Raw genomic sequence first — 13765 nt, forward strand, 5'->3', positions numbered from 1 at the left:
GGCCCTTCACCCCTGCGCGCTCACAGCGGCCGGTTTTCATCGCGGTCGGGCGGGCGGCGCTGGGGCGCCAGCAGCACCCAACTGGCCAGCGGCCAGAGGGCGGCCTCCAGCAGCGGTGCCACCAGGCCTTCGAAACCCGGCAGGATGCCCCCGCCGATGGCTACGCGCAGCAGCAGTTCAAGCGCATGGGCCGCAAAGAACAACGGCAGCAGTTGCAACGCCTGCAGCAGCGGGCCGAACCACAGCAGGCGGCGGTGCGTGTATTGCGCGCCGAACATCAGCAGGCAGTACACCAGCGCATGCTGGCCCAGCAGGGCAGACTGGTACACATCCAGGCACAGCCCCATGAGGAAAGCCACCCCCAGCCCCACGCGCTGCGGCTGGTGCATGCCCCAGAACACGAGCAGCACCATGACCCAGTCGGGCGTCCAGACCACGCGGCCCAGTGGCAGCATGTTCAGCGCCAGCGCGGCCACCAGGCTGGCAGCGATGAAGACCGGGTTCACGGGCAGCAGCAGCTGCTGGCCCTTGGGCATGATCATTTGCGGCCTCCGCGCTTGGGCGCCGCCGGCTCGGGTTCGGGGCGCGGTGGCAGGTCGGCCACCACCGGCTTGAGCACCATCACATGGCGCGCTCCGTACATCTGCGCCACGGGAGCGCAGTAGATGCGCGCAAAGGCGGAGTCGGCACGCCGCTCCACGCGCAGCACGCGCGCAACCGGCAGGCCCGCGGGGTACAGGCCGTCCACGCCGCTGGTGGTGAGCAGGTCGCCTTCCTGCACATCCGCATTGCCCGGCGTGAAGCGCAGCTCCATGCCTCCGCCATGCCCGGCCACCGGGTCGCCGTAGGCCACGCTGCGTGCACCGGTGCGCAGGTTGAGCACAGGAATGGCCTGGTCGCGGTCGATGAGCAGCGTGACTTCGCTGAGCATGGGGAACACGCGTGTGACCTGCCCCAGCACCCCCGAGGCATCCATCACCGGCGAGCCCGGCTCCACGCCTGCCAGCTGCCCACGGTCCACCATCACACGCCGCGTATAGGGGTCTGCCGTGTCATAAATCACTTGCGCGGCCGTGGCCTCGGTGGTCAGGCGCTCGCGCAGTGCCAGCAACTGGCGCAGCTCGGCGTTCTCGCGCAGCAGCTGCTCGGCCTCGCCGGCGCGCACCGCCATTTGCGCCATGGTGCGCTGCGCGTCGTCCATGCCCTGCTGTGCGGCCTGCAGCGACTGGAAGTATCCAGCCCCCTTGTCCGCGAACTCCACCGGCTGCAGCATCAGCCATTGCAGCGGGTACAGCGCCGTGGAGACGGCCTTGCGCAGCGGCTCTGTCAGGTGAAAGCGTGCGTCCGCCACCATCAAAAACAGCGCCAGGGCGCTGTAGAGGGTGAGGCGGGAGAGCGGCGATGGCCCCTGCTTGAACAGCGTCGGCGCCGAACGGTCCAGGGTTCCCTGTGGCATGCGGACAGCTCGTCAGGCGCGGTTCGGGCTCAGTAGCTGGTGAAGATGCTGCCCTGGCGGTCCATGCGCTCCAGCGCAATGCCGCAGCCGCGCACCACGCAGGTCAGGGGCTCCTCGGCCACCAATACGGGCAGGCCGGTTTCCTCGGCCAGCAAGCGGTCCAGGTCGCGCAGCAGCGCGCCGCCGCCGGTGAGCATCATGCCGCGCTCGGCAATGTCGGCGCCCAGCTCCGGCGGGGTCTGCTCCAGCGCGTTCTTGACGGCGGAGACGATCTGGTTGAGCGGCTCGGTCAGGGCCTCCAGCACCTCGTTGGACGAGATGGTGAAGCTGCGCGGCACGCCCTCGGAGAGATTGCGGCCCTTGACTTCCATCTCCTTGACCTCGGAGCCCGGAAACGCCGAGCCGATGTTTTTCTTGATGGCCTCGGCCGTGGGCTCGCCGATCAGCATTCCGTAGTTGCGGCGGATGTAGTTGATGATGCTTTCATCAAACTTGTCGCCGCCCACGCGCACGCTGCCCTTGTAGACCATGCCGCCCAGGCTGATGACGCCCACCTCCGTGGTGCCGCCGCCGATGTCCACCACCATGGAGCCAGAGGCCTCGGATACCGGCAGGCCCGCGCCGATACCGGCGGCCATGGGCTCTTCGATCAGGTACACGGCGGTGGCGCCGGCCGCTTCGGCCGCGTCCTTGATGGCGCGGCGCTCCACCTGGGTGGAGCCGCAGGGCACGCAGATGATGATGCGCGGGCTGGGCGTGAGCACCGAGCGGGGATGCACCATCTTGATGAACTGCTTGATCATCTGCTCGGTGATCACGAAATCGGCAATCACGCCGTCCTTCATCGGGCGGATGGCCTCGATGTTGCCAGGCACTTTGCCCAGCATGGCCTTGGCCTCGTGGCCCACGGCCTGGATCACTTTCTTGCCGTGCGGGCCGCCCTCGTGGCGGATGGCGACGACGGAGGGCTCGTCGAGCACGATGCCCTTGTCGCGGGCGAAGATCAGGGTGTTGGCTGTGCCAAGGTCAATGGCCAGGTCGGTGGAGAAGTACCGACGGAAAGCTCCGAACATGCAGGGGTCCTCTCAGGCACGGCATGCACGTCGGCCTGCCGTCGCCGGATATTACGGGGTGTTTGTTGGCTTTTTTCGCACAATGACCGGCAATATGGAGGTCTAGCGGCAAAGCCGGGATAATAACGCATCCCCTGTGAATAACTCCCCCTGGCGGAGCCCGGAAAACCGCTTTACATCTGGTTTCCGCCCGTCCCTCTTCCCTATGGCACTGACACCCCAGGATATCGGCCGCATCGCCAATCTGGCCCAGCTCGAACTGAGCCCCGGCGAAAGTGAGCGCATGCTCACGCAACTCAACGGTTTTTTCGGCATCGTCGAGAAGATGCAGGCTGTGGATACCCATGGCATCGCCCCCCTGTCGCACCCGGTGGCGGTGGTGCAGGATGTGCAGCTGCGCCTGCGCGAGGACGTGGCCAGCGAGCCCGACCAGCGCGAGGCCAACCAGCGCAGCGCGCCGGCCGTCGAGCGCGGCCTGTTCCTGGTGCCCAAGGTCATCGAGTGAGGACGACAGCATGAGCAACACCCCCTCCTCCGAACTCCACGACCTGGGCATCGCACAGCTGACCAGCGCACTGCGCAGCAAACAGGTCTCGGCCGTCGAGGCCGCGCAGCATTTCCTGGCCCGCGCACGCCAGCACCAGAACCTGGGCGCCTACGTCGCCATGAACGAGGACGCCACCCTGGCGCAGGCCCGCGCGCAGGACGCGGCCCTGGCCGCCGGCACGGCTGCCCCGCTGGCCGGCGTGCCGATCGCGCACAAGGACATCTTCGTCACCCGCGACTTCCCCAGCACCGCCGGATCGAAAATGCTGGCCGGTTACCAGTCGCCGTTCGACGCCACCGTGGTCACTCGCCTGGCCGATGCCGGCTGCGTGACGCTGGGCAAGCTCAACTGCGACGAGTTCGCCATGGGCTCGGCCAACGAAAACTCCGCCGTGGCGCCCGTGGGCTGCGACGCCCCCGCACCGGTGCGCAACCCCTGGGACACCAGCCGCATCCCCGGCGGCTCCTCGGGCGGCAGCGCCGTGGCCGTGTCCGCGCGCCTGGCGCCGGCCGTCACCGGCACGGACACCGGCGGTTCCATCCGCCAGCCGGCATCGTTTTGCGGCGTCACCGGCATCAAGCCCACCTACGGCCGCGCCAGCCGCTACGGCATGATCGCCTTCGCCTCCAGCCTGGACCAGGCCGGCCCGATGGCCCGCTCGGCCGAGGACTGCGCGCTGCTGCTGTCGGCCATGTGCGGCCCCGACCCCGACCGCGACTCCACCAGCCTGGACGTGCCGGCCGAGGATTTCAGCGCCCAGCTGAATGACTCCATCGACGGCCTGCGCATCGGCATCCCGGCCGAGTTCTTCGGCGACGGCCTGGCGGGCGACGTGCGCGCCGCCGTCGATGCGGCGCTCAAGGAGTACGAGAAGCTCGGCGCAAAGCTGGTGCCCATCAGCCTGCCGCGCACGGAGCTGTCGATCCCCGTGTACTACATCATTGCGCCGGCCGAGGCGTCGTCCAACCTCTCGCGCTTTGACGGCGTGAAGTTCGGCCACCGCGCCAAGGACTACGCCGATCTGGTGGACATGTACAAGAAGACCCGCGCCGAAGGCTTCGGCGACGAGGTCAAGCGCCGCATCATGATCGGCACCTACGTGCTCTCGCACGGCTACTACGACGCCTACTACCTGCAGGCGCAGAAGATCCGCCGCATGATCGCGGACGACTTCCAGAACGCCTTCAAGGATTGCGACCTGATCGCCGGCCCCGTGGCGCCCAGCGTGGCCTGGAAGCTCGGCGAGCACGGCAACGACCCGCTGGCCGATTACCTGGCCGACATCTTCACCCTGCCCGCGTCGCTGGCCGGCCTGCCCGGCATGAGCGTGCCCGCCGGCTTTGGCGCGGGCGGCATGCCCGTGGGCCTGCAGCTCATCGGCAACTACTTCCAGGAGGGCCGCCTGTTGAACGCCGCGCACCGCCTGCAGCAGGCGACCGACTTCCACCTCCGTGCGCCGGAGGGCATCTGACCATGACCGCGAAACTCATCCAGGGCTACGAAGTCGTCATCGGCTTCGAGACCCACACCCAGCTCGCCACCCGCAGCAAGATCTTCAGCCGCGCCAGCACCGCCTTTGGCGCCGAGCCCAACACCCAGGCCTGCGCCGTGGACCTGGCACTGCCCGGCACCCTGCCGGTGATGAACCGCGAGGCCGTCGCCTGCGCTATTAAATTGGGACTGGCCCTTGGCTCCCACATTGCGCCAGAGAGCATTTTTGCGCGCAAGAATTACTTCTACCCGGATCTGCCCAAGGGCTACCAGATCAGCCAGTTCGAGATCCCGGTGGTGCAAGGCGGCGAAGTCTCCTTCTATCTGGGCGATGAGAAGAAGACCGTGCGCCTGGTGCGCGCCCACCTGGAGGAAGACGCGGGCAAGTCGCTGCACGAGGACTCCTCATTGGGTGGAGGGGGCCAGTCGGGCATCGACCTGAACCGCGCGGGCACGCCGCTGCTGGAGATCGTGACCGAGCCCGACATCCGCAGCAGCGAAGAAGCCGTGGCCTACGCCAAGGAACTGCACAAGATCGTGACCTGGATCGGCATCTGCGACGGCAACATGCAGGAGGGCAGCTTCCGCTGCGACGCCAACGTCTCGGTGCGCAAGCCCGGCCAGCCCCTGGGCACGCGCCGTGAGATCAAGAACCTCAACAGCTTCAAGAGCATGCAGCAGGCGATCGACTACGAGATCCGCTGGCAGATCGAGGAGATCGAGGATGGCCGCGCGATCCAGCAGGCCACCGTGCTGTTCGACCCCGACACGGGCGAGACGCGCGCCATGCGCACCAAGGAAAACGCGGCCGACTACCGCTACTTTCCCGACCCCGACCTGCCGCCGCTGCGCATTGCCGCGCCCTGGATCGACGACATCAAGGCCCAGATGCCCGAGCTGCCGCGCGCGATGGCCGCACGTTTCGTGCAGCAGTACGGCCTGCCCGAGTACGACGCCACCACGCTCACGCAGAGCCAGGCCATGGCGGCCTATTTCGAGGACGCCGCCAAGGGCTGCGGCCAGCCCAAGCTCGCCTCCAACTGGGTGATGGGCGAGATCTCGCGCCGCCTGAATGCCGAGGAGATCGGTGTGGAGCAGGCCAAGGTGAACAGCGCCCAACTGGCGGCGCTCATCGGCCGCATCAACGACGGCACCATCAGCAACAACGCTGCTCGCCAGGTATTCGAAGCCTTGTGGAGCGGCGAAGGCCATGACGTGGACGCCGTGATCGAGGCCAAGGGCCTCAAGCAGATGAACGATACGGGCGCGCTGGAGAAGATCATCGACGAGGTGATTGCCGCCAACGCCGCCAACGTGGAACAGTACAAGGCCGGCAAGGACAAGGCCTTCAACGCCCTCGTAGGCCAGGTGATGAAGGCCAGCAAGGGCAAGGCGAACCCCCAGCAGGTCAACGACTTGCTGAAGGCCAAATTGGCCTAAAACGCAGGCCAGTCAAGCGCTGGCAGCTATCAAAAAAGAAGGCTCCCGTTGGAGCCTTTTTGTGTGCCGTCTCAGCGCGAGGCGCCGGGCGATACGAGCGTGGATTGCGGCGGCACCAGTTGCGACGCCGCCGCGCGCTGGGCCGCCCATAACTGGCGCAGCTGGGCCAGTTCGGCGTCGAAGCGCTGGTGGATGCGGCGCTTTTCCTGGTCCTGCGCGGTCAAAAAGCGCTGCTGCTCGGCCACGGCCTCATCGTTTTCGGCGATCTGGCGCTGCAGCTTCATCGGCGCCTTGAGCGGGTCGCGGCGGTAGAACTCCATCTCGCCGTCAATGCGCTTGCGCTCGACCTGCAGTTCCTGGATGCGCTTGCGTGCTACGGCCATGACCTCGTCCACCTGCACGAGGGCGGCCTCGCGCTCAACCTGGTGGGCCGCCTCGTCGGGGTAGCGCGCCATCAGCACGCGCTCGCGGCGGCGCTCTTCGGCAATGCGCGCGCGCTCCTGCGCCTCCTTGCGGCGCTGCACTTCCAACGCGGCACGCTCGTGTTCGGTCAGCGTGGGGCCGATGCGGCGCCGCTCGGCACCGGTGTGGTCCAGGATGCGCTGCTCACGGTCCACGCAGTCGGCGATGGGGCGGTCGGCGGTGATGCGCCTGCCGGTTTTGTCGATGCAGGTGTACACCTCTTGCGGCGGCTTCGGCTGCGCCCAGGCGACCGGGGACAACAGGCCCAGCGCTGCGGCGGTTGCTCCTGCCATGAACCAGCCCGCGTGTCGTGTGCCTGCTTTCAAAACCCCTGCCCTCCTGGCTGCTGCCGTTGTTTTCAGTCGTTCACGCCGTAGCGCTGGCGATAGGCCAGCACCCGCTCGTGGTGCTCGCGCATCTGCGTATCGCCGCCACCCGCCGATAGGTATTGCAATAAGTCTGCCAGCTTGGCGATAGCACAAACCTGCATGCCCAGTTCACGGCGCACGTACTGCACGGCGCTGTGGTCCACGTCCTGTCCATTCTCGGTGGCCTTCTCCTGGCGGTCGAGGGCGATCGCAATGGCATGCGGCGTGGCACCCGCGGCGCGGATCAGCGCGATGGACTCGCGCGCGGCGGTGCCGGCGCTCATCACGTCGTCGATGATGAGCACCTTGCCCTGCAGCGGCGCGCCCACCAGCGTGCCGCCCTCGCCATGGTCCTTGGCCTCTTTGCGGTTGTAGGCAAAGGGGACGTTCTTGCCCAGGCGCGCCAGTTCCACCGCCACCGTGGCGGCCAGCGGAATGCCTTTGTAGGCGGGGCCGAAGACCATGTCGAACTCGACGCCGCTGGCCAGCAGGGCTTGTGCATAGAATTGCGCCAGCCGCCCGAGCTTGGCGCCGTCGTCGAACAGACCGGCGTTGAAGAAATACGGGCTCATGCGGCCTGCCTTGGTCTTGAATTCACCAAAGCGCAGCACCCCTGAATCCACAGCAAACCGCACGAAATCCTGCGCCAGGCGGGCTTGGCTCGCCCCTTGTTCCACCGTCTGCGCGCTGTCTGTCACCATGGATGCATCCTTGTTCAAATTAACCAGTCTCAACCTCAACGGCATCCGCTCGGCCACGTCCAAAGGGGTCGAGGCATGGATTGCCCAAAGCCGGCCGGATTGTATTTGCGTACAGGAAATCAAGGCCCAGTCTGCGGACATGCAGGGGCGTTTCGAGGAGCTGGCCGGCCTGAAGGGCTACTTCCATTTTGCGGTGAAGAAGGGCTACTCCGGCGTGGGCATCTATGCCCGCCACGAGCCCAGCGACGTGGTCATCGGCTACGGCTCCAGCGAGTTCGACACCGAGGGGCGCTACGTGGAACTGCGCTTTGACACCCCCGCGCGGCGCCTGTCCATCATCAGCGCCTACTTCCCCAGCGGCTCCTCGGGCGAGGAGCGTCAACTGGCCAAGTTCCGCTTCCTGGAGGAATTCCATCCGCACCTCATGCGGCTGAAGGCCGAGCGGGAGTTCATCCTGTGCGGCGACATCAACATTGCCCACCAGCAGATCGACCTGAAGAACTGGCGCAGCAACCAGAAGAACAGCGGCTTTTTACCCGAGGAGCGCGCCTGGATGACAAAGTTGTTACACATCTCTGAGCCTACGGGCGGCCTGGTGGACGTTTACCGTCAGTTACAACCGGAGACCACGGACGCTTGCTACACGTGGTGGAGCAACCGCGGCCAGGCCTATGCCAACAACGTGGGGTGGCGCCTGGACTACCACCTGGCGACGCCCGCCATCGCGGCACTTGCGCGTACCGAGGAAATCTACAAGGCGCAGAAGTTCAGCGACCACGCGCCCATCACCGTCGGGTACGAGCTGTCGCTCTGAATTCAGGAGCTATTCGCGCCGGGTGTTCGGCGTTTTCCGCGCGCTTTCGCATGGAAAAGCTTACATATCCAGCGCGAACAGCTTCTATTTTCATAGCGACCTGCTTACTGGCGCCCGGCCATGTAACGCTGCGCCGCCTCCCACCCCAGTTCGGCCAGCGGTCCGGCCTTGGCGCCCGTCTCCACCGCGTCGGCGGCCGCGGCATTGCCGTCCTGCGCCCGCTGGGCGATGCCGTGCAGGATGGCCGCCATGCGGAACAGGTTGTAGGCCAGGTAGAAATCCCAGTGCTCCGCCGCCTGGCGTCCGGTGGCCTGCTCGTACCAGCCCACGTACTCGCTTTCCTGAGGGATGCCCAGCGCCGCGAGATCGAGCCCGCCGATGCCGCGCCACAGGGTGGGCGGGATGCGCCAGGCCATGCACTGGTAGGCCAGGTCGGCCAGTGGGTGGCCCAGCGTGGATAGTTCCCAGTCCAGCACGCCGATCACGCGCGGCTCGCTGGGGTGGAACACGAGGTTGTCCAGGCGGTAGTCGCCATGCACCAGCGTGGTCTCGTCGTCCTGCGGCAGGTGCTGGGGCAACCAGTCCATGAGCCGCTCCATCGCCGGCGTGACGGGCACCGTGGCCTCGCGGCACTGGCGCGACCAGCGCGCGACCTGGCGGCCCACGTAGTTGCCAGGTTTGCCGTAGTCGGCCAGGCCCACGGCGGCGTAGTCCACGGCGTGCAGCGCGGCGATCACGCGGTTCATCTCGCGGTAGATGGCGGTGCGCTCGGCCGGGTCCATGCCGGGCAGCGACTGGTCCATGAGCACGCGGCCCTGCAGAAACTCCATCACGTAGAACGGCGTGCCCAGCAGCGCCGCATCGTCGCAATAGGCCAGCATGCGCGGCACGGGCACGGCCGTGTCCTGCAGCGCGCGCATCACGCGGTACTCGCGGTCGATGGCGTGGGCCGATGCGATCAGCGCCCCCGGGGGCTTCTTGCGCAGCACGTAGTTGCGGCCTTCCGCCGTGGTGATGCGAAAGGTAGGGTTGGACTGCCCGCCCGCCAGTACCGTGGCCGCGAGCGGCCCCGTGCCCGCCAGACCCTGCGCGCGCAGGTAGTCGCCCAGCGCGTCCAGCGGCAAAGAAGTGGATGCCCCGCTCATAGCGAACTCACCAGGTGCGCGCCGTCGACCGCCACCGTGGCGCCCGACATGGCGGCGCCGGCGTCGGACGCCAGCAACAGCAGCGGCCCGTCCAGGTCCGTCAGCTCGCCAAAGCGCCGGCTGGGGATGCGGCTGCGCAGCTTGTCGCCCGCCTCGCTGGTGAGGAAGTCGCGGTTCAGGTCGGTCACCACGTAGCCGGGCAGCAGCGCGTTCACGCGGATGCGGTGGCGCGCCAGCTCCAGCGCCATGGCCTTGGTGGCCTGGACCACGCCGGCCTTGGAGATTGCATACGGCGCCACGCCGCCCGCCACGCGCTCGCCCAGGATGGAAGCCACATTGACGATCGCGCCGCCCTTGCCCGCGGCCACCATGCGGCGCGCGGCCTCGGTGGCGACAAGCCAGCAACCCTTGAGGTTGGTGTCCAGCACCTGGTCGAAGTCTTCTTCGGTCTGCTCCAGCAGCGGGCGCGTCACCGTGACGCCCGCGTTGTTGATGACCACATCGGGCACGCCCCAGGCGCCCACGGCGTCCAGGCACGCGCGCACGCTGGCGGCGTCCGTCACGTCCAGCGTGAACGCCCGCGCCTCGCCGCCCGCGGCGGCGATGTCATCCACCACGCCCTGCAGCTTGTCGGCCCGGCGCGCGGCGACGGCTATGCGAGCGCCCACCGAAGCCAGCAGCCGCGCGAAATGCTGGCCCAGGCCGCTCGATGCGCCGGTGACCAGCACCACGCGGCCGTCCAGGCGAAAGGGCGTCAATGCATCGCTCATGCCACCTCCTTGGCTGCGGCGGCCTTCTCGGCCATGTGCACGAGCTTGCGCGCCATGCTCCAGCGGTGCACCTCGCTCGGGCCGTCGTAGATACGAAAGGCCCGCATGTCGGTGAAGATGCGCATCACCGGCGTCTCGCCCGTCACGCCCTGCCCGCCCAGGATCTGCACGCTGCGGTCCACCACGCGCCACTCAGCCTCGGAACACACCACCTTGGCGCGGCTGGACTCGAAGTTGCACTTCTCGCCCTGGTCCAGCATCCATGCGGTGTGCCAGATGTGCAGGCGCGCGGTGTGCAGGTCCATGTCGTTGTCGGCCAGCATGTAGCCCACGCCCTCGTGCTCGGCCAGCGGCTTGCCGAAGGCGTGGCGCTTGCGGGCGTATGCCAGCGCCGTGTCGTGCGCGCGGCGCGCCTGGCCCAGCCAGCGCATGCAGTGCGTCAGTCGCGCGGGCGCCAGGCGCACCTGGGCGTAGCGAAAGCCCTTGCCGATCTCGCCCAGCACATCGCTGGCGGGCACGCGCAGGTTGTCAAAGCGCAGCACGCCGTGGCCGCCTGTAAAGCAGGCGTCCATGGCGTCCATGTTGCGCTCCAGCACGATGCCGGGCTTGTCCATGTCGGTCAGGAACATGGTGGCCGAACCGTCCTCCATGCGCGCCATGACGATGGCGTAGTGCGCGCCTTCTGCGCCGGTGATGAACCACTTGCGGCCGTTGATCACGTAATCGTCGCCATCCCGCACGGCCGTGGTGTCCAGCATGGACGGGTCCGCCCCCGCGCCGGGCGCGGGCTCGGTCATGGCGAAGCACGAGCGCCAGTCGCCGGCCACCTGGCCGCGCAGCCAGCGCTCCTTCTGCGCGGGCGTGGCCACCTCTTCCATCAGGTGGATGTTGCCCTCGTCCGGCGCATGGATGTTGAGCGCCGTGGGGCCCAGCCAGGAGTAGCCGGCCTCCTCGAACACCACGGCCTTTTCCACATGCGTGAGGCCCATGCCGCCCATGGCGCGCGACGCATGGGGCGTGAGCAGCCCTGCCGCCTTGCCGCGCGCCACCAGCTCGTCACGCAACGCCTCGCTCGGGCCGTGGTGCGACTGGCGCTCGTCGTTTTCCAGGGGGATTACCTGCTCGGCGATGAATTGCCGCACCTTGTCGCGCAATGCGCGCAGTTCAGGGGAGAGAGAAAAGTCCATGCGGGCCTCGTAGAAGGTCAACCAGAACACCTGGCATATTGCGGATGATATTGTTGAACAATTTTGAAAACAATACCCCTGCCGTTGTGCTAACGTTTGCGCGCAATCTCCTCGCCCGCTCATGCCCTCCATCGCCCCGCCCTTACCCGATTCGCCCGATACCGGGGCCGACACCCCGCAGAGCGCCGCCGACGCGGTGTTCCACGGCATCGTGCAGGGGCTGGCGCAGCAGCGCTTCGTGCCCGGCCAGCGGCTGGTGGAGGTGGACCTGGCCGCGCAGTTCGGCGTGAGCCGCAACTCGGTGCGCGAGGCGCTCCAGCGCCTGGCGGCCCAGGGACTGGTGGACCTGTTTCGCAACAAGGGGGCGGCCATACGCACTCTCTCGCCCCAGGAAACGCTGGAGGTGCTGGACGTGGCCGAGCGCATGACCGGCCTGCTCGCGCGCAGCGCGGCGCGCGGCATCGCCCACGGTGCACCCACAGCGCCCATCCAGGCAGCCCTGGCGCAGCTGCATGAGGCCGACCGCAGCCAGGACGCAGACGCCTTCGCCAGCGCGCGCCGCGGCATGTACCGCGCGCTGCTGGCCGCCAGCGGCAGCCGCGAGCTACGCCGCCTGCTGCCCTCCATCCACATGCCGATCGTGTACGCACAGCACCGCCCCGCCACGCTGCAGCAGGTGCGCATGCGCGACTACCAGGCGATGTGCGACGCCGTCCTGGCGGGCGACGCCGCCGCGGCCGACGCAGCCGGCATGCAGCACGTGCGCAACGTGCGCGAGGCCATTGCGCGCCGCCTGGGCGCGGTGGGACTGGCCGCCGACTGAAGCGGCCACCTCCCGCTCCCACCATCAAGCGGGCCGGTAGCAGGCAGCGGCAGCCCGCGCCCCAACAGAGATGCGCGCCACGCGCGGGACTTGTTCATCGGTGCTTTAAGCACCGCGCGCCGTCCCACCCACAAGCAAGTGTGCCCCGCTTTGTGCGGGGCACTTTTTGTTAACCCCAGCTGCATGCCGCGACAATGGACGGATGCTTCACTACCGCACCCTCCCCGTCACCGCGTTCCAGCAAAACAGCTCCATCGTCTGGTGCGATGAAACGATGGACGCCGCGGTCATCGACCCCGGGGGCGACCTGGATACCCTGGTGGCAGAAGTGCAGCGCCAGGGACTGCAACTGAAGGCCATCTGGCTCACGCACGCGCACATCGACCACGCCGGTGGTACGGGCGAGCTGGCCGAGCGGCTGTCCCTGCCCATCATCGGACCGCATACGGGCGACCAGTACTGGATCGACGCGTTGCCGCAGCAAAGCGCCATGTTCGGCTTTCCGCCCGCGCGGCAGTTCACGCCCACGCGCTGGCTGCAGGACGGCGACACGGTCACCATCGGCCGCGAAACATTGCACGTGCGCCACTGTCCCGGCCACACGCCCGGCCACGTGGTGTTCCATGCACCGCAGATCGACCGCGCCTTCGTGGGCGACGTGTTGTTCGCGGGCAGCATCGGCCGCACGGACTTTCCTGGCGGCAACCACCAGCAACTGATCGACAGCATCACCCAGCGCCTGTGGCCCATGGGCGACCAGACGGTGTTCATTCCTGGGCACGGGCCGGAGAGCACCTTCGGGCGCGAGCGCCGCAGCAATCCTTATGTGGGCAATACGTGATTTGGCTATCTATTTTGTAGCTGATAGCGCTTTCCCAATAAGCTTTGCAAGCACTTGTGACTCATAGTTAACCTGCTCCTTGGCGTCGAGCGGCCCGCTGGACCTACCGACGCCCGCCGGCGGCGTGGGCACCAGCGGCGCCCTGCCCGAGCAGCGGCGCGACACGGCCCTGATGGCCGCCGCCACGGTGGGCGTGTGCATCGGCTGCGTGGCCGGCCTGTCGCTGACCCTGGCCGCGGCCAAGTGGCTGCCGGGGCGCGTGCAGGACATGGCCGCCTGGCACGTGGGCATTTATTACGCGGTGTTTTTCGCCAGCGTGGTCTGGGCCTTCTTTCGTGGCGCGGCGCGCGCGGCCGCGCCGCTGCTGTGGCTGGCGGTGGCCTGCACGCTGGCCATCCCCGCCTCCAGCCTGCTGGGCTGGTTGGCACCAGGCGCCGGTGCCTGGGCGGATGGCGCGCTGCTGGGCGTGGACCTCACTGCGCTCGCGGGGGCACTGGCGCTGGCGTGGATGGCGCGCGCCACGGCGCGGCGCGTGCGCAGCGGGCCACGGGACAGCGTCTGGTCCGCGCCCGTGCGCAGGAAAGAATCCGAATAAAAACAAGCTCCAGCGCTTATTCCATAAGCGCTAACAGCTATATTTTTAATAG

Annotated in this window: 15 protein-coding genes; 7 read left to right on the top strand and 8 right to left on the bottom strand. The window is 67.7% G+C overall.

Going from position 1 to position 13765, the window contains the following annotated elements:
* Positions 1 to 20: 20 nt before the first annotated feature.
* Genes mreD through BV908_RS00155 form a run of 3 tightly spaced genes read right to left on the bottom strand, consistent with a single transcriptional unit; the run spans position 21 to position 2529 of the window.
* The gene (mreD, locus tag BV908_RS00145; RefSeq protein ID WP_011803707.1) at positions 21 to 542 is read right to left on the bottom strand and encodes a rod shape-determining protein MreD; all 522 of its coding nucleotides are present in this window, start codon (positions 540 to 542) and stop codon (positions 21 to 23) included.
* Complete coding sequence (mreC, locus tag BV908_RS00150; RefSeq protein WP_047350392.1) at positions 539 to 1456, bottom strand: rod shape-determining protein MreC; 918 nt, start codon at positions 1454 to 1456, stop codon at positions 539 to 541. Before mreC ends, mreD begins: the two co-directional genes overlap by 4 nt.
* 29 nt (positions 1457 to 1485) lie before the next feature.
* The gene (locus BV908_RS00155; RefSeq protein WP_103736824.1) at positions 1486 to 2529 is read right to left on the bottom strand and encodes a rod shape-determining protein; all 1044 of its coding nucleotides are present in this window, start codon (positions 2527 to 2529) and stop codon (positions 1486 to 1488) included.
* 205 nt (positions 2530 to 2734) lie between these two features.
* Here BV908_RS00155 and gatC point away from each other — a divergent pair, with 205 nt between their 5' ends.
* Genes gatC through gatB form a run of 3 tightly spaced genes read left to right on the top strand, consistent with a single transcriptional unit; the run spans position 2735 to position 6007 of the window.
* Entirely contained in the window at positions 2735 to 3034 is a 300-nt protein-coding gene (gene gatC / locus BV908_RS00160; RefSeq protein WP_103736825.1) for an Asp-tRNA(Asn)/Glu-tRNA(Gln) amidotransferase subunit GatC, read from the top strand.
* 10 nt (positions 3035 to 3044) lie between these two features.
* The gene (gene gatA, locus BV908_RS00165) at positions 3045 to 4547 is read left to right on the top strand and encodes an Asp-tRNA(Asn)/Glu-tRNA(Gln) amidotransferase subunit GatA (RefSeq protein ID WP_103736826.1); all 1503 of its coding nucleotides are present in this window, start codon (positions 3045 to 3047) and stop codon (positions 4545 to 4547) included.
* Between the two features lie 2 nt (positions 4548 to 4549).
* Complete coding sequence (gatB, locus tag BV908_RS00170; protein ID WP_103736827.1) at positions 4550 to 6007, top strand: Asp-tRNA(Asn)/Glu-tRNA(Gln) amidotransferase subunit GatB; 1458 nt, start codon at positions 4550 to 4552, stop codon at positions 6005 to 6007.
* Between the two features lie 71 nt (positions 6008 to 6078).
* On the opposite strand, the gene BV908_RS00175 is transcribed toward gatB, so the two are convergent.
* Together BV908_RS00175 and pyrE are read right to left on the bottom strand one after the other, a co-directional pair.
* Positions 6079 to 6762, bottom strand: coding sequence for a hypothetical protein (locus BV908_RS00175; protein WP_049756442.1), 684 nt, complete (start codon positions 6760 to 6762; stop codon positions 6079 to 6081).
* A 65-nt stretch (positions 6763 to 6827) separates the two neighbouring features.
* Positions 6828 to 7538 carry an orotate phosphoribosyltransferase gene (pyrE, locus tag BV908_RS00180; RefSeq protein WP_012655328.1) on the bottom strand — a complete coding sequence of 237 codons (711 nt, stop codon included), beginning with the start codon at positions 7536 to 7538 and terminating at the stop codon, positions 6828 to 6830.
* A gap of 10 nt (positions 7539 to 7548) precedes the next feature.
* Between pyrE and BV908_RS00185 the strand changes: the two genes are divergently transcribed.
* The gene (locus BV908_RS00185) at positions 7549 to 8352 is read left to right on the top strand and encodes an exodeoxyribonuclease III (RefSeq protein ID WP_047350415.1); all 804 of its coding nucleotides are present in this window, start codon (positions 7549 to 7551) and stop codon (positions 8350 to 8352) included.
* 104 nt (positions 8353 to 8456) lie between these two features.
* On the opposite strand, the gene BV908_RS00190 is transcribed toward BV908_RS00185, so the two are convergent.
* From BV908_RS00190 to BV908_RS00200, 3 genes are read right to left on the bottom strand one after another with little or no spacing between them, the layout of a single operon-like run.
* Positions 8457 to 9497 (bottom strand): phosphotransferase, encoded by a 1041-nt coding sequence (locus tag BV908_RS00190; RefSeq protein ID WP_103736828.1) that lies wholly within the window; start codon positions 9495 to 9497, stop codon positions 8457 to 8459.
* Positions 9494 to 10267: an SDR family oxidoreductase gene (locus tag BV908_RS00195; protein ID WP_103736829.1), complete on the bottom strand. Its 774-nt coding sequence runs from the start codon at positions 10265 to 10267 to the stop codon at positions 9494 to 9496. The genes BV908_RS00190 and BV908_RS00195 overlap by 4 nt, the downstream gene beginning before the upstream one ends.
* On the bottom strand, positions 10264 to 11454 hold the full coding sequence (locus BV908_RS00200; RefSeq protein ID WP_103737042.1) for an acyl-CoA dehydrogenase family protein: 1191 nt from the start codon (positions 11452 to 11454) through the stop codon (positions 10264 to 10266). The genes BV908_RS00195 and BV908_RS00200 overlap by 4 nt, the downstream gene beginning before the upstream one ends.
* Positions 11455 to 11575: 121 nt before the next feature.
* On the opposite strand from BV908_RS00200, the gene BV908_RS00205 reads away from it, so the two are divergent.
* The 3 genes from BV908_RS00205 (at position 11576) to BV908_RS00215 (ending at position 13713) form a co-directional block, all read left to right on the top strand.
* Entirely contained in the window at positions 11576 to 12277 is a 702-nt protein-coding gene (locus BV908_RS00205; RefSeq protein WP_103736830.1) for a GntR family transcriptional regulator, read from the top strand.
* A 202-nt stretch (positions 12278 to 12479) separates the two neighbouring features.
* Entirely contained in the window at positions 12480 to 13118 is a 639-nt protein-coding gene (locus BV908_RS00210; RefSeq protein ID WP_103736831.1) for an MBL fold metallo-hydrolase, read from the top strand.
* A gap of 79 nt (positions 13119 to 13197) precedes the next feature.
* A complete protein-coding gene (locus tag BV908_RS00215; RefSeq protein WP_210433974.1) occupies positions 13198 to 13713 on the top strand; it encodes a hypothetical protein in 516 nt (171 codons plus the stop codon).
* Positions 13714 to 13765 lie beyond the last annotated feature (52 nt).

Origin of the sequence: Diaphorobacter sp. LR2014-1, from assembly GCF_002916785.1 — a bacterium.
GTDB classification, from domain to species: Bacteria; Pseudomonadota; Gammaproteobacteria; order Burkholderiales; family Burkholderiaceae_C; genus Diaphorobacter; species Diaphorobacter nitroreducens.

Excerpts from the sequence above, each read along its gene's own strand:
- BV908_RS00195 (WP_103736829.1), bottom strand. The coding sequence starts at position 10,267 with ATGAGCGATGCATTGACGCCCTTTCGCCTGGACGGCCGCGTGGTGCTG.
- BV908_RS00175 (WP_049756442.1), bottom strand. The coding sequence starts at position 6,762 with ATGGCAGGAGCAACCGCCGCAGCGCTGGGCCTGTTGTCCCCGGTCGCC.
- BV908_RS00210 (WP_103736831.1), top strand. The coding sequence starts at position 12,480 with ATGCTTCACTACCGCACCCTCCCCGTCACCGCGTTCCAGCAAAACAGC.
- BV908_RS00155 (WP_103736824.1), bottom strand. The coding sequence starts at position 2,529 with ATGTTCGGAGCTTTCCGTCGGTACTTCTCCACCGACCTGGCCATTGAC.
- pyrE (WP_012655328.1), bottom strand. The coding sequence starts at position 7,538 with ATGGTGACAGACAGCGCGCAGACGGTGGAACAAGGGGCGAGCCAAGCC.
- gatB (WP_103736827.1), top strand. The coding sequence starts at position 4,550 with ATGACCGCGAAACTCATCCAGGGCTACGAAGTCGTCATCGGCTTCGAG.
- mreD (WP_011803707.1), bottom strand. The coding sequence starts at position 542 with ATGATCATGCCCAAGGGCCAGCAGCTGCTGCTGCCCGTGAACCCGGTC.
- mreC (WP_047350392.1), bottom strand. The coding sequence starts at position 1,456 with ATGCCACAGGGAACCCTGGACCGTTCGGCGCCGACGCTGTTCAAGCAG.
- gatA (WP_103736826.1), top strand. The coding sequence starts at position 3,045 with ATGAGCAACACCCCCTCCTCCGAACTCCACGACCTGGGCATCGCACAG.
- gatC (WP_103736825.1), top strand. The coding sequence starts at position 2,735 with ATGGCACTGACACCCCAGGATATCGGCCGCATCGCCAATCTGGCCCAG.
- BV908_RS00205 (WP_103736830.1), top strand. The coding sequence starts at position 11,576 with ATGCCCTCCATCGCCCCGCCCTTACCCGATTCGCCCGATACCGGGGCC.
- BV908_RS00200 (WP_103737042.1), bottom strand. The coding sequence starts at position 11,454 with ATGGACTTTTCTCTCTCCCCTGAACTGCGCGCATTGCGCGACAAGGTG.
- BV908_RS00190 (WP_103736828.1), bottom strand. The coding sequence starts at position 9,497 with ATGAGCGGGGCATCCACTTCTTTGCCGCTGGACGCGCTGGGCGACTAC.